At 65.9% G+C, this 23,043-nt stretch carries 26 protein-coding genes; 10 read left to right on the top strand and 16 right to left on the bottom strand.

What is annotated here, in order from left to right; translation table 11 throughout:
- Window position 1 precedes the first annotated feature (1 nt).
- The 3 genes from ACI8UR_RS04445 to ACI8UR_RS04455 are packed head-to-tail and all read right to left on the bottom strand — an operon-like array spanning window position 2 to window position 4,247.
- Window positions 2-736, bottom strand: a complete 735-nt coding sequence (locus ACI8UR_RS04445) for a hypothetical protein (protein WP_411716092.1) — start codon at window positions 734-736, stop codon at window positions 2-4.
- Between the two features lie 54 nt (window positions 737-790).
- Window positions 791-2,842, bottom strand: coding sequence for an excinuclease ABC subunit UvrB (gene uvrB, locus ACI8UR_RS04450; RefSeq protein WP_411716093.1), 2,052 nt, complete (start codon window positions 2,840-2,842; stop codon window positions 791-793).
- A gap of 52 nt (window positions 2,843-2,894) precedes the next feature.
- Entirely contained in the window at window positions 2,895-4,247 is a 1,353-nt protein-coding gene (locus ACI8UR_RS04455; protein WP_411716094.1) for an MFS transporter, read from the bottom strand.
- A 188-nt stretch (window positions 4,248-4,435) separates the two neighbouring features.
- Between ACI8UR_RS04455 and mdh the strand changes: the two genes are divergently transcribed.
- Entirely contained in the window at window positions 4,436-5,350 is a 915-nt protein-coding gene (mdh, locus tag ACI8UR_RS04460; protein WP_415087597.1) for a malate dehydrogenase, read from the top strand.
- A 250-nt stretch (window positions 5,351-5,600) separates the two neighbouring features.
- Here mdh and ACI8UR_RS04465 read toward each other — a convergent pair whose 3' ends face one another.
- The gene (locus tag ACI8UR_RS04465) at window positions 5,601-5,840 is read right to left on the bottom strand and encodes a ferredoxin (protein ID WP_411715939.1); all 240 of its coding nucleotides are present in this window, start codon (window positions 5,838-5,840) and stop codon (window positions 5,601-5,603) included.
- An 89-nt stretch (window positions 5,841-5,929) separates the two neighbouring features.
- Here ACI8UR_RS04465 and ACI8UR_RS04470 point away from each other — a divergent pair, with 89 nt between their 5' ends.
- The 3 genes from ACI8UR_RS04470 to ACI8UR_RS04480 all read left to right on the top strand — a co-directional run bounded on the left by ACI8UR_RS04470 (window position 5,930) and on the right by ACI8UR_RS04480 (window position 9,928).
- Window positions 5,930-7,039: a DoxX family protein gene (locus ACI8UR_RS04470; protein WP_411715938.1), complete on the top strand. Its 1,110-nt coding sequence runs from the start codon at window positions 5,930-5,932 to the stop codon at window positions 7,037-7,039.
- A gap of 79 nt (window positions 7,040-7,118) precedes the next feature.
- A complete protein-coding gene (locus tag ACI8UR_RS04475) occupies window positions 7,119-9,299 on the top strand; it encodes a hydrogenase iron-sulfur subunit (RefSeq protein ID WP_415087598.1) in 2,181 nt (726 codons plus the stop codon).
- Window positions 9,296-9,928 (top strand): molecular chaperone, encoded by a 633-nt coding sequence (locus tag ACI8UR_RS04480; RefSeq protein ID WP_411715936.1) that lies wholly within the window; start codon window positions 9,296-9,298, stop codon window positions 9,926-9,928. Before ACI8UR_RS04475 ends, ACI8UR_RS04480 begins: the two co-directional genes overlap by 4 nt.
- On the opposite strand, the gene ACI8UR_RS04485 is transcribed toward ACI8UR_RS04480, so the two are convergent.
- From ACI8UR_RS04485 to ACI8UR_RS04520, 8 genes are read right to left on the bottom strand one after another with little or no spacing between them, the layout of a single operon-like run.
- On the bottom strand, window positions 9,929-10,060 hold the full coding sequence (locus ACI8UR_RS04485) for a hypothetical protein (RefSeq protein ID WP_411715935.1): 132 nt from the start codon (window positions 10,058-10,060) through the stop codon (window positions 9,929-9,931).
- Window positions 10,061-10,103: 43 nt separating this feature from the next.
- Complete coding sequence (locus ACI8UR_RS04490) at window positions 10,104-10,442, bottom strand: hypothetical protein (RefSeq protein WP_411715934.1); 339 nt, start codon at window positions 10,440-10,442, stop codon at window positions 10,104-10,106.
- Window positions 10,439-10,573 carry a hypothetical protein gene (locus ACI8UR_RS04495; protein ID WP_411715933.1) on the bottom strand — a complete coding sequence of 45 codons (135 nt, stop codon included), beginning with the start codon at window positions 10,571-10,573 and terminating at the stop codon, window positions 10,439-10,441. Before ACI8UR_RS04495 ends, ACI8UR_RS04490 begins: the two co-directional genes overlap by 4 nt.
- Window positions 10,573-10,830, bottom strand: coding sequence for a hypothetical protein (locus ACI8UR_RS04500; RefSeq protein ID WP_411715932.1), 258 nt, complete (start codon window positions 10,828-10,830; stop codon window positions 10,573-10,575). The genes ACI8UR_RS04495 and ACI8UR_RS04500 overlap by 1 nt, the downstream gene beginning before the upstream one ends.
- 46 nt (window positions 10,831-10,876) lie before the next feature.
- Window positions 10,877-11,572 carry a hypothetical protein gene (locus ACI8UR_RS04505; RefSeq protein ID WP_411715931.1) on the bottom strand — a complete coding sequence of 232 codons (696 nt, stop codon included), beginning with the start codon at window positions 11,570-11,572 and terminating at the stop codon, window positions 10,877-10,879.
- A complete protein-coding gene (locus ACI8UR_RS04510; RefSeq protein WP_415087599.1) occupies window positions 11,565-13,376 on the bottom strand; it encodes an aldehyde ferredoxin oxidoreductase family protein in 1,812 nt (603 codons plus the stop codon). The genes ACI8UR_RS04505 and ACI8UR_RS04510 overlap by 8 nt, the downstream gene beginning before the upstream one ends.
- 58 nt (window positions 13,377-13,434) lie before the next feature.
- Complete coding sequence (locus tag ACI8UR_RS04515) at window positions 13,435-13,638, bottom strand: hypothetical protein (RefSeq protein ID WP_411716013.1); 204 nt, start codon at window positions 13,636-13,638, stop codon at window positions 13,435-13,437.
- A gap of 38 nt (window positions 13,639-13,676) precedes the next feature.
- Window positions 13,677-13,955: a hypothetical protein gene (locus ACI8UR_RS04520; protein ID WP_411716012.1), complete on the bottom strand. Its 279-nt coding sequence runs from the start codon at window positions 13,953-13,955 to the stop codon at window positions 13,677-13,679.
- 251 nt (window positions 13,956-14,206) lie between these two features.
- Between ACI8UR_RS04520 and ACI8UR_RS04525 the strand changes: the two genes are divergently transcribed.
- Together ACI8UR_RS04525 and ACI8UR_RS04530 are read left to right on the top strand one after the other, a co-directional pair.
- Window positions 14,207-15,112: an NAD(P)H-binding protein gene (locus ACI8UR_RS04525; protein WP_411716011.1), complete on the top strand. Its 906-nt coding sequence runs from the start codon at window positions 14,207-14,209 to the stop codon at window positions 15,110-15,112.
- A complete protein-coding gene (locus ACI8UR_RS04530; protein WP_411716010.1) occupies window positions 15,112-15,828 on the top strand; it encodes a hypothetical protein in 717 nt (238 codons plus the stop codon). The genes ACI8UR_RS04525 and ACI8UR_RS04530 overlap by 1 nt, the downstream gene beginning before the upstream one ends.
- Here ACI8UR_RS04530 and ACI8UR_RS04535 read toward each other — a convergent pair.
- Window positions 15,806-15,979 (bottom strand): DUF5786 family protein, encoded by a 174-nt coding sequence (locus tag ACI8UR_RS04535; RefSeq protein ID WP_411716009.1) that lies wholly within the window; start codon window positions 15,977-15,979, stop codon window positions 15,806-15,808. The two genes, ACI8UR_RS04530 and ACI8UR_RS04535, sit on opposite strands and share 23 nt — an antisense overlap.
- A gap of 160 nt (window positions 15,980-16,139) precedes the next feature.
- Between ACI8UR_RS04535 and ACI8UR_RS04540 the strand changes: the two genes are divergently transcribed.
- Window positions 16,140-17,135 carry a DUF5784 family protein gene (locus ACI8UR_RS04540; RefSeq protein ID WP_411716008.1) on the top strand — a complete coding sequence of 332 codons (996 nt, stop codon included), beginning with the start codon at window positions 16,140-16,142 and terminating at the stop codon, window positions 17,133-17,135.
- 6 nt (window positions 17,136-17,141) lie between these two features.
- Here ACI8UR_RS04540 and ACI8UR_RS04545 read toward each other — a convergent pair whose 3' ends face one another.
- A complete protein-coding gene (locus ACI8UR_RS04545; RefSeq protein ID WP_411716007.1) occupies window positions 17,142-17,801 on the bottom strand; it encodes a response regulator in 660 nt (219 codons plus the stop codon).
- 145 nt (window positions 17,802-17,946) lie between these two features.
- On the opposite strand from ACI8UR_RS04545, the gene ACI8UR_RS04550 reads away from it, so the two are divergent.
- Window positions 17,947-18,942, top strand: a complete 996-nt coding sequence (locus tag ACI8UR_RS04550) for an ornithine cyclodeaminase family protein (protein ID WP_415087600.1) — start codon at window positions 17,947-17,949, stop codon at window positions 18,940-18,942.
- A 5-nt stretch (window positions 18,943-18,947) separates the two neighbouring features.
- Here ACI8UR_RS04550 and ACI8UR_RS04555 read toward each other — a convergent pair whose 3' ends face one another.
- Complete coding sequence (locus ACI8UR_RS04555) at window positions 18,948-19,163, bottom strand: hypothetical protein (protein WP_415087601.1); 216 nt, start codon at window positions 19,161-19,163, stop codon at window positions 18,948-18,950.
- Window positions 19,164-19,281: 118 nt separating this feature from the next.
- Between ACI8UR_RS04555 and leuS the strand changes: the two genes are divergently transcribed.
- Both leuS and ACI8UR_RS04565 read left to right on the top strand, forming a co-directional pair.
- Window positions 19,282-22,071, top strand: coding sequence for a leucine--tRNA ligase (leuS, locus tag ACI8UR_RS04560; protein WP_415087602.1), 2,790 nt, complete (start codon window positions 19,282-19,284; stop codon window positions 22,069-22,071).
- A 32-nt stretch (window positions 22,072-22,103) separates the two neighbouring features.
- Window positions 22,104-22,562 carry a hypothetical protein gene (locus ACI8UR_RS04565; protein ID WP_415087603.1) on the top strand — a complete coding sequence of 153 codons (459 nt, stop codon included), beginning with the start codon at window positions 22,104-22,106 and terminating at the stop codon, window positions 22,560-22,562.
- Here the strand turns inward: ACI8UR_RS04565 and ACI8UR_RS04570 are convergent.
- Window positions 22,559-22,999: a peroxiredoxin gene (locus tag ACI8UR_RS04570; protein ID WP_411716078.1), complete on the bottom strand. Its 441-nt coding sequence runs from the start codon at window positions 22,997-22,999 to the stop codon at window positions 22,559-22,561. The two genes, ACI8UR_RS04565 and ACI8UR_RS04570, sit on opposite strands and share 4 nt — an antisense overlap.
- Window positions 23,000-23,043 lie beyond the last annotated feature (44 nt).

Raw genomic sequence — 23,043 nt, forward strand, 5'->3', positions numbered from 1 at the left:
TTCAGGGGCCGTCGGAGAATCCAGACGCAGTATCGGCGGAGACGTACACGCTCGCGCGCCATGCGGTGTCCAGCGCGGCCGTAAGGACGCTTCCGACGACGGCCATGGCGACGGCCGGGGCAAGCGTTGTGGGCGCCAACAAAGAGCCGGTGATGGCGCCCCACACGAGAACGGCGACCACGGCCACGATCGTCACCACGAGCGGGAGGAGCTGTTGCCAACCGCGAGTCACCCCCGGCGGAACCCGATTCGCGCGCTCGACCGCCAACGGCAGGTCGTACGCGTCGAGGACGAGCGCCGGAATCACGAAGCCCGCACAGCCGACGACGACCTCGTTCGGGCCGATGTCCTTCTCCGAAAGCAGTTGCTCATCGAGCGACCCGACGGCGAGGCGTGTTTTCGCCCAGCGGGCGATAGCTTCGATGTTGTCGGTCACAGCGGAAGCGGCCATCCCGAGCGTCGCCGTCCGGCCCTCGGTTCGGCGGCCAACAGCGTACGCGACGGCGGCGCTGAACGGCAACCAGACGAACGCGGCGGTGCCGACGGTCAGCGTGACCACTACGAGATAGAGGAGGCGCCCGAGACCGCCGAGGAAGGTCGGGTCGGTCGCGATGCCAGTCGTCCGGAACAGCGCGGCGAGTTGCCACCCAATAGTAGCCACGACGCCGACCGCGACGGTGCCGAGCAGCGTGAAGACGACGGCGGCTGGCGAGCGAGCATATGCGCGGACGGCCATACGCCGGCACACTCACGTCACCGACAAAAAGCCCGGGCCAGCGGCAGCGCCCGTTCAGAGTTCGTCGTCGGGCGTCGGCACGCCGTCGTCGGGGTCGTCGAGCTCCTCGAACGTCTCGCGCACTTTGCGGATGCGGTCGCGGATATCCGCCGCGAGTTCGAACTCCAGGTTATCCGCGGCCTCCTGCATCCGGGATTCGAGCCGCTCGATGAGCTGTTCGGCCTCCTCGGGGTCGTCGGCGTCGATATCGGAGACGTTGCCGGTCTCCGTTTTCGAGCCCGGAAGGTTCGTCTCGCCGACGGCCTTCTCGATGGTCTGCGGTTCGTGGCCGTGTTCCTCGTTGAACCTGCGCTGAATTTCGCGGCGGCGACGCGTCTCCTCGATAGCGGATTGCATCGAGTCGGTCTCCTCGTCAGCGTACAGGACGACGCGGCCGTCGACGTTCCGGGCGGCCCGCCCCATCGTCTGGACGAGCGTCGTCTCCGAGCGCAGGAACCCCTCTTGGTCGGCGTCGAGGATGGCGACGAGGCTCACCTCGGGGATGTCGAGGCCCTCCCGGAGGAGGTTGATGCCGACGAGCACCTGAATCTCGCCGAGCCGCAGCGACCGGATGAGTTCGTGCCGCTCCAGCGTGTCCGTCTCATCGTGCATGTAGGCGACGTCGACGCCGGCGCCCTCCAGATACTCCGTGAGGTCTTCGGCCATCCGCTTCGTCAGCGTCGTCACGAGAACGCGCTCGTCGTCCGGCGTGGTCTCGATGCGCTCCATCAGATCCTCGATCTGTCCGTCGGCCGGCGACACCTCGATTTCGGGGTCGACGAGGTGGGTCGGACGGACGATCTGTTCGACGACATGGTCGCTGTGTTCGCGTTCGTAGTCGCCGGGCGTCGCGGAAACGTACAGCGTGCGGTCGGTTTTCGCTTCGAACTCCTCGAAGGTGAGCGGGCGGTTGTCGTAGGCCGTCGGCAGCCGGAAGCCGTTGTCGACGAGTGACTCCTTCCGGGAGCGGTCGCCCTCGTACTGGCCTTTGATCTGCGGGATAGTCTGGTGGGATTCGTCGACGACTGTCAGGAAGTCGTCGGGGAAGTAATCCAAGAGCGTGTGCGGCGGGTCGCCCGACTCGCGGTCGGACATGTGGACGGAGTAGTTCTCGATGCCCGAGCAGTAGCCCGTCTCCCGGAGCATCTCGATGTCGAAGGTGGTTCGCTCCTCGATGCGCTGGGCGGCCACGAGGTCGCCCTGCCGCTCGAAGTAGCTGACCCGTTTCTCCTTGAGTTCCTCGATCTCCTGGATGGCCTGTTCGAGCTGCTGTTCGGGAATGGAGTAGTGCTCCGCGGGGTGCACCAAGGCCGCCGGCTCCTGGGAGACGACGTCGCCGTTCAGCACGTCGACTTTCATGATACGGTCGATCTCGTCGCCCCAGAACTCCACGCGGAGGGCGTGGCGACCGTACATCGGGAACACCTCGACGGTGTCGCCACGGACGCGGAAGGTGCCCTGCTGGAAGTCGATATCGTTGCGCTCGTAGTTCAGGTCGACCAGTTTGCCGAGCAGTTCCTCGCGGCCGATGTCTTCGCCCTGTTCGAGCCGCAGCGACATCTGCTCGTAGTTCGTCGGGTCACCGAGGCCGTAGATGGCCGAGACCGAGGCGACGACGATGACATCATCGCGGGTCAGAAGCGACCGGGTCGCGGAGTGGCGCAGTCGGTCGATCTCCTCGTTTATCGACATGTCCTTGTCGATGTACGTGTCCGTCTGTTCGACGTAGGCTTCGGGCTGGTAGTAATCGTAGTAGGAGACGAAATACTCGACGGCGTTGTTCGGGAAGAGGTTGCGGAACTCCTCGTACAGCTGGGCGGCAAGCGTCTTGTTATGCGCCAACACGAGCGTCGGCCGCTGGAGTTCCTCGATGGCCCAGGAGACGGTGTTGGTCTTCCCGGAGCCGGTGACGCCCAGAAGCGTCTGTTTCTCGGCGCCCGATTCGTACCCCTCGACCAGCTGCCGGATGGCTTCGGGCTGGTCGCCAGCCGGGTCGAACGGGGCATCGACCTCGAACGGCCGGTCGAGGTCGGGGCGGTCAGGCTGGAGTGGCCCGGTGTCGCTCATTGTCCGAACGTAGGCGCGGGGACACTTGAGGCGCTCGCTCGCGGTCAGTGGGCTATTTGACGGTTCCGTCGGCCCGAATGTGCAGCCATATCGCGGCCACGAGTGCGAGCGCGGAGACGGCGGCGGCCAGCCCGAAGGCGACCTGATAGCCGAACTCGGTGTAGACGCGGGCGCCGCCGATTGTGTCGCCCGTCCAGTAGGTGTCGAGGGCCAGCCCCATCAGCGTCGGCATGACGGCCGCGCCGGTGAACGCCATCGTGTTGACGGTTCCCGTCGAAACGCCGGAGGCGGTGGCGGCGTGTCGCTCCTTGACAACCGTGTAGGTGAGCGCGTACGCGCCGGCGAGCGCGCCAGCGGTGAAGAAGATCACGGCGACGACGGCCAGCGGCGGCCGGCCGGTGACCGCCAGGGCGACGAAGCTGATCGTGTATAGCGCCATCCCGACGACGATGAGTCGGGTACGGCTGCCGAGGCGATCGGAGACAAAGCCGATGGTCGGGGGGCCGAGCACGAGGCCGACGCTGCCCAGAAGCGTGAACGTCGAGGCGACCGTCGTCGACAGCCCGTACGTCTGGACGAGATACGGAATCCCCCACAGCCCGATGACGGTGATGTTGATGCCGGTTCCGGAGAAGAGGATCGCCCCGCAGAGCCACGTCTCCGGCTCCGACAGGACGCGGCGGGCGTTCGTGAGGACGGCCCGAAGCGACGGGGCGTCGGGCGTTTCGCTCGCGGCTTCACCGCTCGCGCTGTCCGAGGCGCGATGCGCCTCGCTTTCGACGCCACCGATTGGGTCGAATCCGGCGTCCGCAGGCGAGTCGCGAGCGACGAGATACGCGGCGGCCGCGAGGCCGAAGCCGAGAACGGACAGCGCAGTGAGGGTCGTCCGCCACCCGGCGGCAGCGACGGCGACGGCCAGCGGCGTCGTTGCCAGGACGCCGCCGAATCCGGCAACTGCGAGCGTAAGTCCGCTCATCCGGGCGAACTCGGCCGCGCGATACCAGTTCGCACAGAACCGCAGGATGGCGATGAAGAGGACGCTCCCGCCGAAGCCGATGAGCGCCCGGCCGGCGAAGGCGGTCGGGTACGAGGTCGCCGCGGTGAACGTGAGGCCGCCGACGCTCATCACGGCCGCGCCGACGGTGACGGTGCGGCGGGCGCCAAGCCGGTCGGCGAAGACGCCGGCCGGCAGCTGCATCGCAGCATAGACGTAGAAAAAAGAGGCATGCAGCGTCCCGAGTTGTGTGCCCGTCGCGCGGAACGCGCGGGTGAGTTCGTCCGCGAGCACCGCCGTCGAGAGCCGGTACACCGACACGAGCGCGTACGTGGCCGCGAGCGCGGCGAACGCCAGCCAGCGGCGCTGTTCGGGGTCTGTCCACAAGCGACGAATCCGTCCCTCTGTCACTGTCGGCACTCCGAGACAGCGAGGCAAATGCGTATCGAAGCCGGACGGGATACGTTTCCTGTCGTGGCGCGGTTCGACAGATGGTGAAACGGAGCCGTAGAGCACCCAGTTGGTGGGCGTACGGACGTTCCGCGATTCGAACTGAAAGACAAGAGTTAATCGGCTCCCACGAGGTTTTGTAGACGATTATGACAAAGGTTAGCGTCATCGGCGCGGCGGGTACCGTCGGCGCCGCTGCGGGGTACAACATCGCGCTTCGGGACATCGCGGACGAGCTGGTTTTCGTCGACATTCCCGACCAGCGTGAAACCACCATCGGGCAGGCGGCTGATACGAACCACGGCATTGCCTACGACTCCAATACGACCGTCCGGCAGGGCGAATACGAGGACACCGCCGGCTCGGACGTCGTCGTCATCACGGCCGGCATCCCGCGCCAGCCCGGCCAGACCCGCATTGACCTCGCGGGCGATAACGCGCCCATCATGGAGGATATCGGCTCCTCGGTCGACGAGTACAACGACGATTACGTCTCCATCACGACCTCGAACCCGGTCGACCTGCTGAACCGTCACCTCTACGAATCCGGCGACCGCGACCGCCACAAAGTCATCGGCTTCGGCGGCCGCCTCGACTCCGCGCGGTTCCGCTACGTCCTCTCGGAGCGCTTTGACGTCCCCGTCCAGAACGTCGTGGGAACCATCCTCGGCGAACACGGCGACGCCCAGGTACCGATGTTCTCGAAGGTTCGCGTCGACGGCCGCGACCCCGAATTCTCCGCGGACGAGAAAGAAGAGATTCTCGGCGACTTGCAAGAGTCAGCGATGGACGTCATCGAACGCAAGGGCGCAACTCAGTGGGGCCCGGCGACGGGCGTCGCACACATGGTCGAAGCCGTCCTGCACGACACCGGCGAAGTCCTTCCAGGGTCGCTCGTCCTCAACGGCGAGTTCGGCCACGAAGACACCGCATTCGGCGTGCCCGTCAAACTCGGCGCCAACGGCATCGAGGAGGTCGTGGAGTGGGAACTCGACGACTACGAGACCGAGCTGATGGACGAGGCCGCGGAGAAGCTCTCCGAGCAGTACGAGAAGATCTCCTAACTGTCGTTTTCGGGGCCGCACGGCCCGTATTCCTCGGGCAGTCGTTCGCCCGTGAGTGATGCCCACTCACAGAGCCGCTGTGTCTCTCGTTGGTCGTTAGTATACATCGTGGCACACCTTCACGTGGAGGGATTCACACGCATCATTATAATCGTTCGGGAGGAGCCTCATACGAACTGCTGTACGTCATTTCCGCATCAACCGACCGCAGTCGGGTGGTCGTCGCGGTACATAGGTACAGCAGTCCGTATCAGACGATCTGCTCGCCGTCTTCGTACACCTCGATGGCGTCGACGGGGCAGGCTCGGGCCGCGAACTTGGCGTCGAGCTCGGCGCCGTCCGGCACTTCGCGCTCGTAGATACCTTCTTCGACCTCCTCGGCGCCCTCAAGCTCTGCCTTCCCGGCAGTCTCGTTCTCCTTGAAGGCGTCCCACTCTGCGACACACTGGAACATCCCGATACACGTATCGCGGTCGTAGCGAACTTTCATACCGGCGCTTGGGTGGAGAGGGCCAAAGACGTGACGGGCCCCGCGAAATATGTCCGTACTTTTACTTGTTAGCGTGCGTACTGCTACCCATGCCAACATCCCGTATATCGCGGTGCTGTCGATGGCTCGTCGCCACGCTCGCGGGCCTTCTTGCCGCGACTGGCGTCGCTTCGGCCCACGTTCGCTACGTCACGGATACGGAGGACGTGGGTGAGGGGCTCCAGTTTCTCGCGTCGGCGCTGACCGACCCGGTGAACGCCGGCGTGATCGGCGGTACCGGCCTCCTGACCGTCATCATCCTTCTCGTGTACCTCCGTGTCCAACCCTTCCAGCGCGATATCGAGGTGTTCCGGGAGGCGATGCGCGAATACAGTGACCTGCTGCCGTGGCTGTTGCGACTCGGGTTCGGCCTGCCGCTCGTCGGCGCGGGCTTTGCGGGCTATCTGTTCAATCCGGTCGTCGACGCCAACCTCGTCAACAGCGGTGCCGCGCGACTGTTCCAGATCGGCCTCGGCTTCGCGCTGCTGTTCGGGCTGGCGACCCGCGTCACTGCGGTCGTCGGCCTCGTCGCGTACCTCCTGACGCTCGCCATCGAGCCGGTGGTGCTGTTCTCGATGGAGTGGGTGCCCGGCTTCATCGCCATCGCACTCATCGGCGGCGGCCGCCCGAGCGCGGACGAGGTGTTCCAGCGAGTCGCCGACGCCGAAGGGACGATGTACGGCGATATCGACCCGATTCACGACGCCGCGCGCCGGCTGAACCAAGCCGTCGACCCCTACGAGCGGTACGTCCCCACGGTCATCCGCGTGGGCATGGGCATCTCCTTCGCCTTCCTCGGCGTCTTCGAGAAGCTGTTGGCGCCACAGATGGCGATAAGCGTCGTCAGACAGTACGGCCTCGACCAGCTCATTCCCGTCTCCGTGGAACTATGGGTGCTCGGGGCGGGCTTTGCCGAACTCGCGCTCGGAACCGCCATCGCCGTCGGCCTCTTCACCCGGCTGTCGGCGCTGACGGCGATGAGCGTCTTCACGCTCACGCTGTTCGGTATCCCCGACGACCCGGTGCTCGCACACATCGGGCTGTTCAGCCTCGCGTCGGCGCTTCTCATCACGGGTGCGGGGCCGTACGCGCTCGACGACCGCATCGGCGCCGCCACCCCGGAGCTGCCGCGAATCAGGGAGCGAATCGCCGGGACGTGAGAAAATTCCGGAGGCGGCAGCGGGTCAGAAACGTATTGCGTGACAAACTCTTTCACGTTCGACTCGAAATCCACGGGTGATGAAGACGGGAACGTTTGTCTGCTCCTGTGCCGACACCTGCGACATCGACCTCGAAACCGCCCGCGAGGGCGTCACTGCCGTCGATGTCGCCGCCAGCTCGCGCATGCTCTGTGGCGACGGCCGAAACGCGATGGAAGCAGTCATCGACGAACACGACCTCGATCAGCTCATCATCTCCTGTCCCGAGGCCGGCGTCCAGGACGACCTTCGTGATATCGCGACGGAACACGGCCTGCATCCGGACGCCGTCGAGTTCGTCGACCAGCGAGAAGGCGCCGGCTGGGTACACGAGGAAAGCGCCGCGACCGACAAGACCGCCCGCCTCCTCAACGCCGCCTACGCCGGCCTCGAACACGAATCCGTCAGCCGGAACCACTCCGCGGAGGCGGGCGATTCCGTCGCCGTCGTCGGTGACGCCGAAAGCGCCGTCGCCCTGGCAGACCGCGCGGACGTGACGCTCATCGCGGACGGTACCGAACTCGCCGGGGAGGCCGACCTCGACGAGGTGACCGTCGAACGCGGCCGCGTCGCCGACGTCGACGGCCGGTTCGGCGAGTTCACGCTGACGCTCGAATCCCGCGTCACCGAGGACTGCATCTCCTGTATGGAGTGTGTCCGCCGCGGGCCGGACGGGATGGTCACCAGCCGGCCGATCGATATCGACCCGGAGGCGCCGGACGGCGGCTGGGCCGACTGCTGTCCGACCGACGCCATCGAGATGGACGGCCACGAGCGCGAACGCACCTTCGACCAGGTTATCTACCCGGCCGCCGACGAAGGGGTGCGCGGCGGCCGCATCGGCTTCTACACCGGCACCGTCGACGCCGCAACCGTCGCGGCCGTCGAATCACTCATCGGCGGCTACGATGGCCCGGATTTCCTCGATCTGGAGATGGACATCTGTGCGGCCGGCGAGTCGAGCCAACAGGGCTGTACCGCCTGCGTCGATGCCTGTCCACACGACGCCGTCGCCAGACCCCGCATCGACGACGTCGAGTTCCACAAGGAGGCCTGTCAGAACTGCGGCGCCTGCACGAGTTCGTGTCCGACCGGCGCCGTCAAACTCCGGGAACCTTCGAACGAGCGCATCGCCCGCGAGGTCGAGGCGTTGCTCTCGCCGACAACGGACGACTCCGGCGGGTGGCTCTTCGACCGCGGGTCGTCGGGCATCGAAACGCCCGTCCTCGCGTTCGTCTGCTCGGAGCGGGCCGCCGAAGCCATCTCCGAGTACGGCCGCAGAGCCGCAATGGGGACTGACATCGAGTATCCGCCCGTTCTCCCCGTCTCGGTGAACTGCACGGACACGGTCGGCGAGGCGCACGTCATGCACGCGCTCGCGGCGGGCGCCGACGGCGTCGCCATCGTCGGCTGTGGCGACTCCTGTCTGCACTCCGGCCCCGACCCGAAGGCCGAACTGGTCGAGCGACTCAACCGCGCGACCGCAGACCTGGGGCTCGGCGAACGCGTCGGCTTCTTCGCGCCAGATATCGCCGACTACGAGCCGTTCGTCGAGGAGCTTCGTTCGTTCGCCGAGGGACTGACCGAGAGCCCCATCCCACCGGGCGACCACGAGGCGACGGGCCGCATCGACGGCGGCGCGGAGCGGGCGATGACCGACGGCGGCGCGACGACCCAGCCCAGCGGCGGTGTCCGGCCGAACCCGGATTTCGACAGTCACGGCTGGACGCTCGAAAGCATCCGCGCCATTCTCGCCCACACGGAGGCCGAACGCGACGTGATTCGGGGGCTGAAGAACTTCGCCGACGTCGAGGTCTCGGACACCTGCACGCTGACGCCGACGTGTTCGAACCTCTGTCCGACGGACGCGCTCCGCCGGAGCGGCCCCGAACTGGAGTTCAGCCACGAACGCTGCGTGAACTGCGGGCTGTGTGAGGAAGGCTGCATGGAGGACGCAATCGAACTGGAGCCGGGGCTGCATCTCGACCTCCTGCCGGAGCGCCGCGGCGGCGACGCCTGGAAGACGGCCTTCGAAGGCGAGATGCGGGAGTGTTCGAACTGCGGCACGGCGTTCACGAGTGAGGGCTCGGCTACCAAAATCGAAGCCCAGGTCGGCGGCGTTGTCGAGGGGCTGGCCCCCGACGGCGAGAACGTCTTCGAATACTGCTCGGACTGTCGGGCGAAGCTGCTTTACAAGCAGGAGACGGGGGACGACGCATGAGTGTCGACCAGGAGGCGCTGTACGACGCCCGCCTCGAGCTCGTGAACTTCCTCATCGACGCGTTCGCCGACTACCCGCCGGTCGAGCTGCTCGACCGGCTGCTCTCCGGCGAGTTCACGATTCCCGACGAGCCGGTGTCGGCCGAACTCGACGCCGGCTTCGAGACGTTAGAGCAGTTCGTCGCGGAGAACGAAGGCCGTGACCCAGAGGCCGTGCGCGACGACCTCGAAGGCGAATACACCCGCGTCTTCGTCGGGCCGCGTCCGCCCATCCTGCCCCACGAAACGTCCTACCGTGACGACACGGACTTCCGAGGGCAGGGACTCGCTGAGGTCGAAGCCAGCTACGGCGCGGCCGGCTGGGCGCCGCCGGAGGAGTACCCAGAAGAGAGCGACCACGTCGCCGTCGAGTTGGGCTTTCTCCGCTATCTCATCGAGCGACAGCGCGCCGGCCACGAGGAGACGTTCGGCTTCCAGCGCGTCTTCCACGAGGAACACCTCTCGGAGTGGATCGACGACTGTGCGAACGACGTGTTGGAAGAAACAGATTCGACGTTCTACGAGGCCGCAGCCCACCTGCTGTCGGGGTTCGTCACGTTCGAGGAAGAGATCGCCGGCCAGATGGCCTGATTACTCGTCGTCTTTCCAGTCCGGGTCTTTCTCGCCGTCGTTGATCTCGTGTGGCGCCGTGTGCGTCCACAGCTCGTAACCGTCGCACTGTTGGCAGCCGGTGTCAGGTCGCCAGCCGCTGTCCTTGTGCATGTGTGCCACATGAAGCGACTGAGACAAATACTTTCCGCCGACGCTACGCCTCGGGCGTCACCGAATCGTCCGAGAGGAACGCCCCCGCAAACAGGTCGACGTAGAGGCGCAATACCGTCTCAGGGTCGACGCCGGACGTCTCGGCCTGTTCCTCGAGGAACTCCGCGAGCGCCGTGGACGGCTCATAGTGGATGGCATCGCCGTCATCGATGACCTCGAAATCGACGTCCTGGGCGTTTGCGACTAGGTGCTCGATCTCGAGCAGCGCCTGCTCGGCCTTCGCTTCGAGGGCGGCGTCTTCCTCCATGATGCGCTCGTCGGCCCACTGGGCGGCGGCCTCATGGAAGCGCTCGGACAACGGGACGCGGAACGGTTCCGTCACGACTGTGGCGCCCCCTCGAACGCCGGCGTCCAGCGGGTCTGCTCCTCACAGTCGGGACACTGGCGAACGGTCGGTTGTGCGTCGAGCGGGCCGCGGTCGACAAGCCCGCACTCGGTGCATTCGTAGAACATTATTCGGGCGGCCACTCCTCGGGTGCGGGGTCGCTTTCGGCGAGTTCGCCGTAGACGCCGACCGTCAACGCGAGGATGAAAAGCAACGCGAGGATGCCGACGACCCCGCCGGTCGGATGCTGGCCGACCCAGCTGCCGAGTGAGGACGCCGTAGTGCTGTTGAAGACGTTCAGGGCAGTGAGAGCGACCCAGCCGGCGAACAGGAGCAACCCTGCGAGGACGACCTTGTTCTGCCGTGCCGCTGTGCGCATCGACATAGGTGTGGTATCTCACAACACGGACAAAAGCCTTGCCACGGGTTCGCTACGCTGTCGTCCAGCCCGCCTTCTCCGCGGCCTCCTCGAAGGGAACGAACTCCCAGCCGCTCTCCTCGGCGATCCACGCCTCCTCGGGCGTGCCGACGACGACCATCCGCTCGGCGTAGAACATCGACGTCTCGCCGATACCGGCGAGACGCTCGGCCGGGCCGGTGCCCGTCCCGTTGAAGAAATCCGCGTCGATGCCGTGTTCGCGCTGGAACTTGGTGATGACAGGGGCGCTTACCTCGCCGACGATGCCGACCCAGTCGGCCCACTCGCGGGCGGCGGCAACGACCAGCTGTGGGTCATCGAGCCGAGAGACCGCGCCGTATGTCAACGCCAGGGTCGTATCGTCGATACCGCCGCCGTGGGGTCCCTCGGACATCGTTCGCAATCCCTCGCCCGTGTCATCGCCAGCCTCGACGCCCGCGCCGGCGCCCGACCCACCGCGGTTCGTCGGCACGCCCGCGGGCTTATCCTCGTTCTCGCGGGGGACACGCGGGGAGACCGTGTCCGGGCCAGCATTCGTGCCGGAGTGCTCTGTGGTGCCGGCGGCTTCGGTATCGGCCTCCGTCAGCGTCGGCGCGTCCGGTTCGTCCGCCGGGTCGCCCTCGTCGCGCCACAGCCAATCGCCGTGGTTCGCGTCCGGTTCGTCGTCGGTGTCGGTCTCGATGTCGTCGAGGTCGATTCTATCAGTCATCGTCGGTTCCCTGTGTCGGCGTCGGCGGGTCGCCGATGGGCGTCTCGCCGTCGACCACGTCCGCGAGGTCGAGGCGTTCAAGCGTCGCGACCGTCGGCAGCCCCTCGTGGTTCCAGCCGCGTGCGGCGTAGTAGGCGTCGAGCAGCGCGTCGAACTGCTCGGCGTCGATGTGGCTTCCCGCCGCGGGGCCGTCGGAAATCGGCTCCGTGAGCGGGTCAGGCAGTTCGTCCGCGTCCCGGCGGAACCCCTCGCGGGCGTTGAACAGGCGAACGAGCGTCCAGATTCGCTCGCCGGCACGCCGGAGGTCGTCCGTGTCATGGGGCTGGCCAAGAGCGTCGAACCACTCGGCACCGAAATCGTCCCACAGCGGCTCGCCGGCGAAATCATCCGCGACGAAACTCCAGAGGATGGAGCGAGTGTCCTGTGCGGTGACGACCGCCGCGACGCGCTCGCGGGTCGAGGCGCCTTCGGAGAACGCCTCCCACTCGATCGGTCGGGCGCGGCGGTGACAGCCACCCCGGTCGCTCGTCGCGTAGGCCAGTGCCATGCCGGCCGCCGCGCGGGGGTCGTACGACGGCAGTTCCATCGACTTCACCGTTGGGATGAGGCCGTCGCCACCGTAGCGGTCGACGGCGCGGTCGACGCCCGCCGCGAGCGCTTCGACGACGGCTGCGTCACATGGGCCCTCGCTGCCGGTCGCGATGGCCTCAATGAGGCGACGGGCGCCTGCTTCGTCACCGAAGGAGACGTCGCAGTCGACGAGGTCGGCCGCATCGGCCCGAACCGCCCACGCGACCGCATTGCCGGCGGAGATGACGTCGACGCCCAGACGGTCGCATAGTTCACCGAGCGCGGCGACCGCGTCGAACTCATCGAGGCCAAGCCCGGCGCCGAGCGTCATCGGCGTCGCACCGCGGGGGACGGAGGTGCCGTCATCCGTTTCGACCTCGAACCCGCCCGGAACGTCTCGGTCGGGGTGTTCCCGCCCGATTGCGGCGTCTTCCGCCGCCTCGATGCCGATGTCGTCGACGGCCTCGAACTGATCGCGCTGCCAGCCTTCCGTGGCGAGTGCGCCCACCTCGTTCGCGAAATCGACGCTCTCGACGGTTTCGCCGGCCCGTTGCCACCGGCCCGTCTCGCCGTCAGCGTATGCGCGTTCGTAGCGCCGCCGGAGGTCGGCGAGTTCCGGGGGAATCTCCGGTTCGGTGCCTCGTGCGACGACCGCCTTGAGCCCCTTCGCGCCCATCACGGCGCCGGCGCCACCACGGCCGGCGTGGTGGTCGCCGCCATCGGAGGCAATCGTGGCATAAGCGACGCCGCGTTCGCCCGCCGGGCCGATGCACGCGACGGCCGCATCCGGGTAGTGGGCGGCCGTCTCGACGGTGTCGTCGCCCCACGTTTCAGCGGGTTCGATACGGCCGTTGCCGTCTTCGAGGACGATACGAACCGGCTCGTCGGCGGCGCCGGTGACGAGCAAGGCGAGACAGTCATCGAGCGACCCCGCCAGTCGCGCCGCGAACGACCCGCCGGCGTACGAATCCAGAAACGCGCCGGTGAGCGGTGATTTCGTCACTGCAGCGTAGCGCGTCTCACCGGGGAGATAGCCAGAGAGCGGCCCCGAACAGAACGCGAGCAGGTTCGCCGGGCCGAGGGCGTCCGTTCCCGCTTCGAGTTCGGCATACAGATATCTGGCTCCGAGTCCCTTGCCGCCGATGAACTGTCGTCGCCATCGCTCGGGGACTCGCTCCCGGACGAGGGTTCCAGCCGACAGGTCGGCGCGGAGCACGTAGTGGCGTCCGGCCATTCGTTCTGAGGTTACACGGTGTCAGCTAAAAGAGTGTTGGGCGTCAACGCAGCACACACTACTCGCTGATTGCGACGACGTCGGCCTCGCTTGGGTCGTCGGGGAGCTTCTCGATACACTCGAAACAGAGGAAATGCTCGGTGCCGTCGGTGAACTCGAGCGTCATCCCACCCGTTCCCTGCGGCGACGACGACCACATACCGGAGATACCACCGCCGATGGGGACGTCCTCGCCACAGGCATCACAGGGTTCGCTTGCCATGCCCCGGCTATGGAGCGCGGCGGCAAAAGGCGTCGGACTCACGCGGGCGGGTTGACGGCCAGACCGTCGGCCAAAAGCGGGAGCGCCGTGAGGGCACCCACGGCCATCGCCGCCCATTGCGGCACACTAGAGACCTGGCCGACGACCCACGCGAGCATGAGGACAAAGGGGATGAGTGCAAGCACGAAATCGTAGCGCGAGAGCTCTGAGGGATCGAGGAGATGCAGGCCGTCCGGCTGGCCCGGACGTCCGGTGCTGAAGCCGTTGCTACGGGGCTGTCGTCCGACATTGACACCACCTCCACTCGTTACTGACAACGTCTTGCAACTAAACCGTTACTTTAGAAATGGCAGAATTTTGTCAGCTTATGATTTGATATTATTTGTAAACTTACGGGGGGATTCCCAATGACGTTGTTCGCGGTTTTCAGGGGCTTGAGGATGGTGTGTTGCCGAGCGTCGAGCGGCAAAATGGCCGTGAGTATGGCAAAAGCGAGTCTGTCGTCGGACGATGACGCGGGCTTGAACTCCTGACTGGCATTAAGGGCGTGCCCGCCGTATGCAGGTGTATGCGAGTACTCGTGACGGGAGCGACTGGCTTCGTCGGTAGCCACCTGGTGCCTGCGTTACTCGAGCACGGCCACGAGGTCATCGCGCTCGTCCGCGACGCCGACCGATACGGCGCCCCGGAAGGCGTCGAAACGCTCGAAGCCGACCTGCTCGACCCGCCGGTTCAGTTCCCCGATGTCGACGCGGCCTACTTCCTCGTGCACTCGATGGGTGCCGGTGCGGATTTCGAGGCCAAAGACCGCCTCGTCGCCCGCACCTTCGTCGACGCCGCGGAGGCGGCCGGCGTGGGGCGAGTCATGTATCTCGGTGGGCTTGGGGACGAGCGCGAGCGACTCTCAAAACACCTCAAGTCGCGCCGCGAGGTCGAACACATCCTCGCTGGCGGCGACTACGAACTGACGACGCTGCGGGCCGCCATTATCATCGGCGAGGGGTCTGCGAGCTTCGAGATCATCCGCCAGCTTGGCGACCGCCTACCAGTCATGGTGACGCCGAAATGGGTGCGCACGCAGTGTCAACCCATCTTCATCGACGACGCCATCGAGTACCTCGTGGGCGTGCTCGACGCGCCGGAGACGGCCGGCAGGACATTCGAAATCGGCGGGCCGGACGTACTCACGTATCAGGAGATCATCGAACGAACGGCGGAGCGACTCTCCGGGCGACCGCCGCTTATCGTTCCCATGCCGTTCCTGTCGTCGAAGCTGTCGGCCGGCTGGCTGTGGCTCGTCACCGACGTCCCGCTGAACGTTGCCAAACCGCTCGTCGCCGGGCTCGGCAACACGGTCGTTGTCTCTGATCACAGCATCGACGAGCACGTCGAGGTGGAGCTCACGCCGTTCGAGGAGGCCGTCGAGCGCGCCCTGGGTGACCGTGCGGCCATCGAAGCGACGGAGGAGGCCTGATGCGGCCCGAATACGGCGAAACGTGGGCCTACGAGAGCATCATCGGAGCATTGCCGGGCGTCGATCTCGCGGAGGGGACGGCCATCGCCATCCAGCTCGTCGTCTTCGAGGTCGCCGTCCTAGTGTTGGCGTGGTACTACGACCTCTGGAATGCAGCGATAGCGGGGACGGCCGCAGTGGTCGTCGCCGCTGTCGGGAGCATCGAGATGTTGCGCATCAGCCGCATCGCCCGCGCACCGGAGACGCCGGAGCCATACCGGCGGCTGCTGTTCAGCTCCAGTATCGAGGTCGTCCTCGCCGTGTTGGCGTTCGTCGCCCTCATCACCCACCTGTTCGTTTTCGACCCGCGCACGGGCGAGCCGCTCATCGAGGTGCTTTTCGGCACCGAGGCGCCGATTCTCGTCGTCTATTTGATGCTTTTGGTGCTATGGGATCTGTGCTACCGCATCGGCACCGGCTGGTGGGCGGCCGTCGTCGCGCTGTGGCGGTCGGGCCGCTATCGGTTCGAGCCGGCGACGGCGGCGACGCTGCGGCAGGCCGACCGGGAGACGCTGCTTTTCGGCGTCGTCCAGCTCGTGCTCGTCCCCTTCCTGCTCGACCACCCCGTGTTGCTCGTGGCACTACTCGGCCACGTCGTCGCCGTCACAGTCGTTACCAGCGCCTCGCTGGCGCTGTTGCGATTGCGAGAGCTGTCTACTGAGACTGCATCTGCTTGAACTGGTCGAGAAGCTCTTCGGCAGAATCCCCCGAATCGTACTCCAACTCACCCTCGTAGTTGGTGCGTTCGTCGTCGAACGAGGCGTCGACACTGGAATTCTTCTGCTCGCGGCGCTCGTGTTCGTCCTCGTCGTAGGCACCCATTGACATGGTATACCTCACCTTACGAGTTGTTCACTATCAATGTATCGGGGATGTTGACCGGTGGTTTATATGTTCGGGCCGAATCCGCGCCCGAAATCCGAATGAGTCCCCGGCGGGCAGCCGAATCGAGCGTAACCGGTAAACGACATGGCCTATTAAGTAAACCGTGGCAGGTCCCCTCCGTTTCCGTCGCTCGAACGGCACCTGGACGCGACAGCGCGTTCGGGAGCAGCTACTCTCCCCACTCGATGCCTCCTTCGGCGCGCGTATCGAGGAGCCGTGGTTCCCCGTCGGCGACGACCGATTCGACGCCGTGCGGTTCGAGATGGACAACGGCGATTTCGCCTTCTTCTGTTTCCGCCCCGGCCGCGCCTACTGGCTCGGCAACACCGAGACGCCCGAACCGCTGTGGCGCACCGACAAGGAGACGTTCACCGAGGCGCCGTACGCCGTCTCCCGGTGGGCCCAGCGCGAGCTCACCGCCCGCATGGAGGTCTCCGACCCGTGGCTCACGGAGTACGAGTACGTCACATGGTTTTTCCTCCCCGTCTTCTGCTCGAAGGACGGCCGCGACAGCACGCGGCGGTTCTTCGAGGAGGACGCCGCCGGCTTCCCCGACGCGACCCGCGAGGCTGGCCTCGAGTTCTACGAATCGCTGCTCCGGACGGGCGTCCTCGACGAATACCGGTATACGATGGCCTCGAAGCTCGGCACCTCGCCCGGCTACGACATCGGCCGAATGCGAGCGACGATGGCCGAGTTCAACACCGCGAAGATTCTCGCCGACGCCGGGCTGGAGTTCGTTCCCGAGGTCGAACAGGACAGCGGGCACGCGCTGGATTTCGCCGTCGACGACCACCTCATCGAGGTGACCCGACCGGAGCCGCCGGCACGGCGCTCACACGCCGACCATCCTGTCGCCGCGGTCAAAGAGACCGGCGGCGCCAAACGCACCGACCAGCTCGCGAAACATCCCGATGCGGCGCTTTTCGTCGACTGTACCTCGTTCACCGAAACCGAATGGAGCGCCGTCCGCGGGGAGAAACCCCACGTCGGCCACGAGCCGACCGTCGTCTACCGCGCCCGGCCGAACGGTCACATCGAGGGCTACCGACACGGACGGCTCCCGTTCGATATCGGTGACGGCATCGAGTGGGTGTAAGACGGGTCAGATCGCCGGTTCGTCGGTTCGGTCAATGTCGACCCGGACGCCGTCTTCGAGGTCGATTTGGATGCGAGTCGTGACGGCGATGAACGTGTCGTGGTGGTCGCCGTCCGGGTCGAGCCGCGTTCGCGATTCGATGATACCGGCCTGTTGGAGGGCGTTGAGGCGCCGGTACACCGTCGGCAGTGAGTAGCCGGTTTCGTCGGCCAGTTCGCGAGCGCTCTTGGGCGTCTCGGCAAGCGCATAACAGCAGCGTCTGGTTTTCGGGTCGCCGAGCGCATCGAGCACGTCGTCGTCGACATCGGTCGCCGGTTCCGTCGCGAGGCGGTCGATGGTGTCGCGCAGTTCGTCGCCGTCGACCGGCTTGACGATGTACTCGTCGAAGCCCATCTCGACGGCGTCGCGGTCGGGCTCGACGCCGGTGAGCATGACGACCCGGCAGTCGTAGCCCCGCTCGCGTATCGCATCGAGCAGCTCCTTGCCCGACATACCCGGCATTCGGCGGTCGAGGCAGGCGACGTCTACATCGTCATCCAGCGTTTCGAGCGCTGTTTCGCCATCGTACGCCGTTCGCGTCTCGTGGTCGTTGGGGAGCCGCGCGGCGTGGCCGTCTGCGATGGCCGCCTGGTCGTCCACGAACAACACCGTCGGTGCGTCAGTCATCGGAAGCCCTCCCGGAGTTCACGGATGAGTGGTTTACAAGCGGCCACCCACATAGAACCTTGGGATATGTTCACACGAATGTCGTCCCGACGCCAGAACCGAAAGTGGGGTGGACATAAGTAGGGCGCCGTGCAAATTTTGCCGTATGGAGACGCTGTTGTTAAACCGGGAGGACGTCGGCGAGAACGCCCGGATGGACGAGGTCATCGTCGCGGTCGAGGAGGCGTTCGCCGCCTACCAGCATGGGAACGTCCAGATGCCTGCGAAATCCTACATCGACCTGCCGCAGTACAACGGCGACTTCCGGTCGATGCCGGCGTACATGGACGCCGGCGACTGGGACGCCGCGGGTGTCAAATGGGTCAACGTCCACACGGACAACCCCGAAAACCACGACCTGCCGACGGTGCTCGGGACGATGATCTACTCCGACCCGACGAACGCCTTCCCGCTCGCGCTCATGGACGGGACGACGCTGACGCGGAAGCGAACCGGGGCGGCCGCCGCCGTCGCGACCGACCATCTCGCGGTCGCTGGCGCCAGCTCGCTCGGTATCGTCGGCGCCGGCATCCAGTCGCACACGCAACTGGAAGCGATAAGCGTCGTTCGCGACATCGAGACGGTCGTCGTCGCCGACAAACGAGCGGACGCCGTCGAGCGGTTCATCGAGGTGTACGGCGACGAATTCGACATCCGCGGTGGCTCGATTGGCGAGGCCGCCAGCTGTGACGTCCTCTCGACGGTGACGCCCGTCGAATCGCCCATCGTCGACCACGAGGACGTCGGTGAGCACACCCACATCAACGCGATGGGGGCGGACGCGCCCGGGAAGAACGAACTCGACGAGGAGATCGTGACGAACGCCAAACTCGTCATCGACGACTACGAGCAGTGTACCCATTCCGGCGAAATCAACGTCCCGTGGAGCCGCGGGCTCATCGACGACGACGACCTCTACGGCGAACTCGGCGAAATCGTCACGGGCGATACGCCCGGCCGAACACCAGAAGACGGCATCTCCGTGTTCGACTCGACGGGCCTTGCGATTCAGGACATCGCCACCGCGCACGTCGTCTACGAGCACGCCAACGAGCGCGGGAACGGGACGCCCTTCGAGCTGGTCGATACGCGGGTGCGCTGAGGCGGCTACTCCCAGGAGACGCGCTCTCTGACGCCGCGCAGTGTTCGCGAGACCATCCAGACGATGGCCAGGAACGGAAGCAGCGGAATCAGAAGCAACAGCAGGACTGCGCCTGCCGCAATCCAGGGATTCGTTAGCGCGGAGTCGGCGTCATCGTTCCCCCGACGGCGTATCGAGGAGCCGAAGCCCTTCGGGCCGCGTGGGGTAGTGTCGTCGCCCATACACGCGATAGGCAGTCCAGACTCATGATTCTTGGTGTACGTTCACGCGACAGAGCGCGTCTGTCGGATGGAAAGGTTAAGGGCCGAACCCACGGAAGGTTCGATAACTACTCTCTCTATGCACGACGACGGCTACGACCACACCGAGGTCGAACGACGGTGGCAAGAGGCGTGGGACGACGCCTCCGTGTATCGGACGCCCGACGACGTCGATGACCCGACGTACGTCCTCGGAATGTATCCCTATCCGTCCGGGGAACTCCACATGGGCCACGTCCGGAACTACACCATCACGGACGCGTACGCCCGGTACCGTCGTATGCGTGGCGACGACGTCCTCCATCCGATGGGCTGGGACGCGTTCGGCCTCCCGGCCGAGAACGCCGCGAAAGAACGCGACACGAACCCCCGCGACTGGACGGTCGACTGCATCGACACGATGCGAAGTCAGATGGAGGCGATGGGGTTCGGCTACGACTGGGAGCGGGAAGTCACCACCTGCAAGCCCCGCTACTACAAGTGGAATCAGTGGCTCTTCCGGCGGTTCCACGAGGAGGGGCTGGCCGAGCGTCGCGACGCTGAGGTGAACTGGTGCCCCTCCTGTGAGACGGTGCTGGCCGACGAACAGGTCGAAGGCGATGCGGAGCTCTGCTGGCGCTGTGAGACGCCCGTCGAGGAGCGAGAGCTCGAACAGTGGTTCCTGGAAATCACCGACTACGCCGATGAACTCGTCGACTACATCGACGAACTGGAGGGGTGGCCCGACTCCGTCCGACAGATGCAGCGCAACTGGATCGGCCGCCAACACGGGACACGCCTGGAGTTCGACGTCGGTGAGGCGCCACGCGCCTCGGACGGACGCGGTGAGCCAAGCGAGCCGCGGGAGTACGGCCCCGTCGAAGCGTTCACCACCCGCGTCGACACCGTCTTCGGAGCGACGTTCTTCGCGCTCGCGCCCGATCACCCGATTACCGAAGCCCTCATCGAGGAAGACGAAGCCGTCCACGAGTTCGTCCACAACGAAGCCGACCCCGAAGGGGACGAACCCAACGGCGTCGAGACCGGTCTGACGGCGACGAATCCGGCCACCGGTGAGGAACTGCCCGTGTTCGTCGCCGACTTCGTCCTCTCGGATGTCGGGACGGGCGCGCTGATGGGCGTCCCTGGCCACGACCATCGCGACCACGACTTCGCCGAGAAGATGGACGTCGACATCGAGCCCGTCATCGCGCCGAGCGAGGACGAAGTGCCGGACGTGAGCGAGGAGGCCTACACCGAGGACGGCGTCCTCGTCAACTCCGAGGAATACACGGGGCTGGACAGCGAGACCGCCCGCGAGCGGCTGACCGAGGGGATCGACAGCGCCGACCACCACACCCAGTACCGACTGCGCGACTGGGGCATCTCCCGACAGCGATACTGGGGAACACCGATTCCGGTCGTCCACTGTGACGACTGCGGCCCCGTGCTCGTTCCCGAGGATGAACTGCCCGTCGAGCTGCCGGAGTTCATCAACACCACGGGTAACCCCCTCGATGCGGCCGAGGAGTGGAAGCAGACGACGTGTCCCGACTGCGGCGCGGACGCGGTTCGGGAGACGGACACGATGGACACCTTCGTCGACTCCTCGTGGTACTTCCTGCGCTACGTCTCGCCCGACCTGGAGGACGCCCCGTTTGACCTCGAGCGGGCCAACGACTGGATGCCCGTCGACCAGTACGTCGGCGGCATCGAACACGCCGTGATGCACCTGCTGTACTCCCGGTTCGTCACGAAGACGCTGGCCGATTACGAGGACGTAGAGCACCGCGAGCCATTCACGAACCTGCTCGCCCAGGGGATGGTGCAACTGGAAGGCGAGAAGATGTCGAAATCGAAGGGCAACGTCGTCTCTCCGCAGGCCATCGTCGAGGAGTACGGCGCCGACACCGCACGGCTGTTCATGATGCAGGCCGCCCAGCCCGAACGCGATTTCGACTGGTCGGACAAGGGCGTCCGGTCGGCCTACGCGTTCCTGACGCGGCTGAAAGACATCGTCGAGGCGTTCACTGCCGGCAACGTGGAGACAGCCGACGACCGCGATGCCGTCGCGGGCTACGTCGAGAACGAAACCGAGGCCGCGATCACCATCGCGACCGAGGAGTACGACGACCTGACGTTCAACACCGCGCTCCGGGAGGCCCAATCGCTCGTCGGCACGCTCCGACAGTATGAGGAGTACACCGCCGTCGACCCCGACGTCTTCGAGCGCGGGCTGGAGACCGCCGTCCGGCTGCTCGCGCCCGTCGCGCCGCACGTCTGCGAGGAGCTGTGGGACGAACTTGGCAGCGAGGCGCAACGCGCCTCGGATGCGAGCAGCGCGGGACGGAGTCCCGCGGGCCGTTCGAGCGAGCGGAGCCCGCGAGAAGACGGTGAGCGAAGCGAGCCGCGAGCCGACTTCGTCGTCGACGCCGCATGGCCCGACACCGAGGCCGACCGCGACGTGGTCGAGAAACGGCGCCAGCTCGTCGAGAACACCCGTGAAGACATCCGCCAGATTATCGATGTCGCGGGCATCGAAGCGCCCGAACGCATCGACATCGTCGTCACGCCGGAGTGGAAACACGAGGCGCTCGAAATCGCCATCGAGAGCGACGCCCCGAACGTCATCTCGGAGCTGATGCAACACGACGACATCAAGCGCCACGGCGACGCTGCAGCCGCCTACGGCCAGGAACTCCAGGAGAACCGCGAGGCACTCCAGCGAACGCTCGACCCCGACACCGAGTACGAGGCCCTGCAGTCGGCCGCGTGGCTCGTCGACCGGGAGTTCGACGCCGACGTTCGGGTGCTGACGGCCGCGGAAGCGCCGGATGATGTCGCGTCGAAGGCCGAGCCGAGCCGGCCGGCAATCGACATTCAGGAGTAGGTTTTTGCCCGTGCCGTCTCACTGGCGAGCTCGTGGGCGACGATGCCAACCGTGTCGCTGCAGAACTCAAGGCCCTGCTCGAAGAGCGGTGGCCGAACCGCTCTTGGACGACCGAGGAGCATATCGGTCGGACGCCGGTCGATGTGGCAGGCACGGGTGACCCGCGAGTGCTCATCGAACTGGAGTGGCGACGCGCAGACCCATCGAACAACACGGTGAAACTGTTCCGACATATCGCAGAGGACAGCATCGACCAGTCGCTTCTAGTGATTCAGCTGTTCACACGGTATTACGACCTGAAATCCGGGGGTGTCTCCTCGAAGCGCGAGAACGCCGTATTCGTCGGCGACCGTGTCGCGGAAACGTTCGACTCGGTCGAATACGAGGCTCTCACTCTCGACATCGAACCCCCGAAACGAGGGGGCCCGCTTCCCGGAGAGTGGGAGAAGGCCACCGAGCGGGTCGTCGAAGAAATCGATGCGTCTCTTTAGATATTCTTTATCGCGCCGAGAACGTCCGCAGCGTGGCCGTCGGGGTTCACGTCGTCAGCGTCGATGACGGCCTGCACCGCGCCGTCAGCGAGGACGAACGTGATCCGGTTCACGAAGTCGTTGGTGACCTCGAGACCGAACACGTTGGCGACCTCGCCGTCGGGGTCGGCAAGCAGGTCGAACGAGAGGCCTTCCTCGTCGGCGAACTCCCGATGGGAGTCGACGTCGTCGGTGGAGACGCCGTACACGGTCGCACCGGCCCGGCGGAACGACTCGATATCGGCCTCGAACTGCCGGGCTTCGAGCGAACAGCCCGGCGTCCCGTCACGGGGATAGAAGTAGACGACTGTCGGTTCCTCGAAGTCGGGGGAGATCGTCTCGCCGTTCTGGTTTTTCGCCTGTACGTCCGGCGCGGGGTCGCCTGCCTGAGTGGGCATGGTTCCCATGCTGCCACCGGCCACATGAATCCAGCGCGACGTGA

Source organism: Natronomonas sp. (assembly GCF_047616845.1).
Classification (GTDB): domain Archaea; phylum Halobacteriota; class Halobacteria; order Halobacteriales; family Haloarculaceae; genus Natronomonas.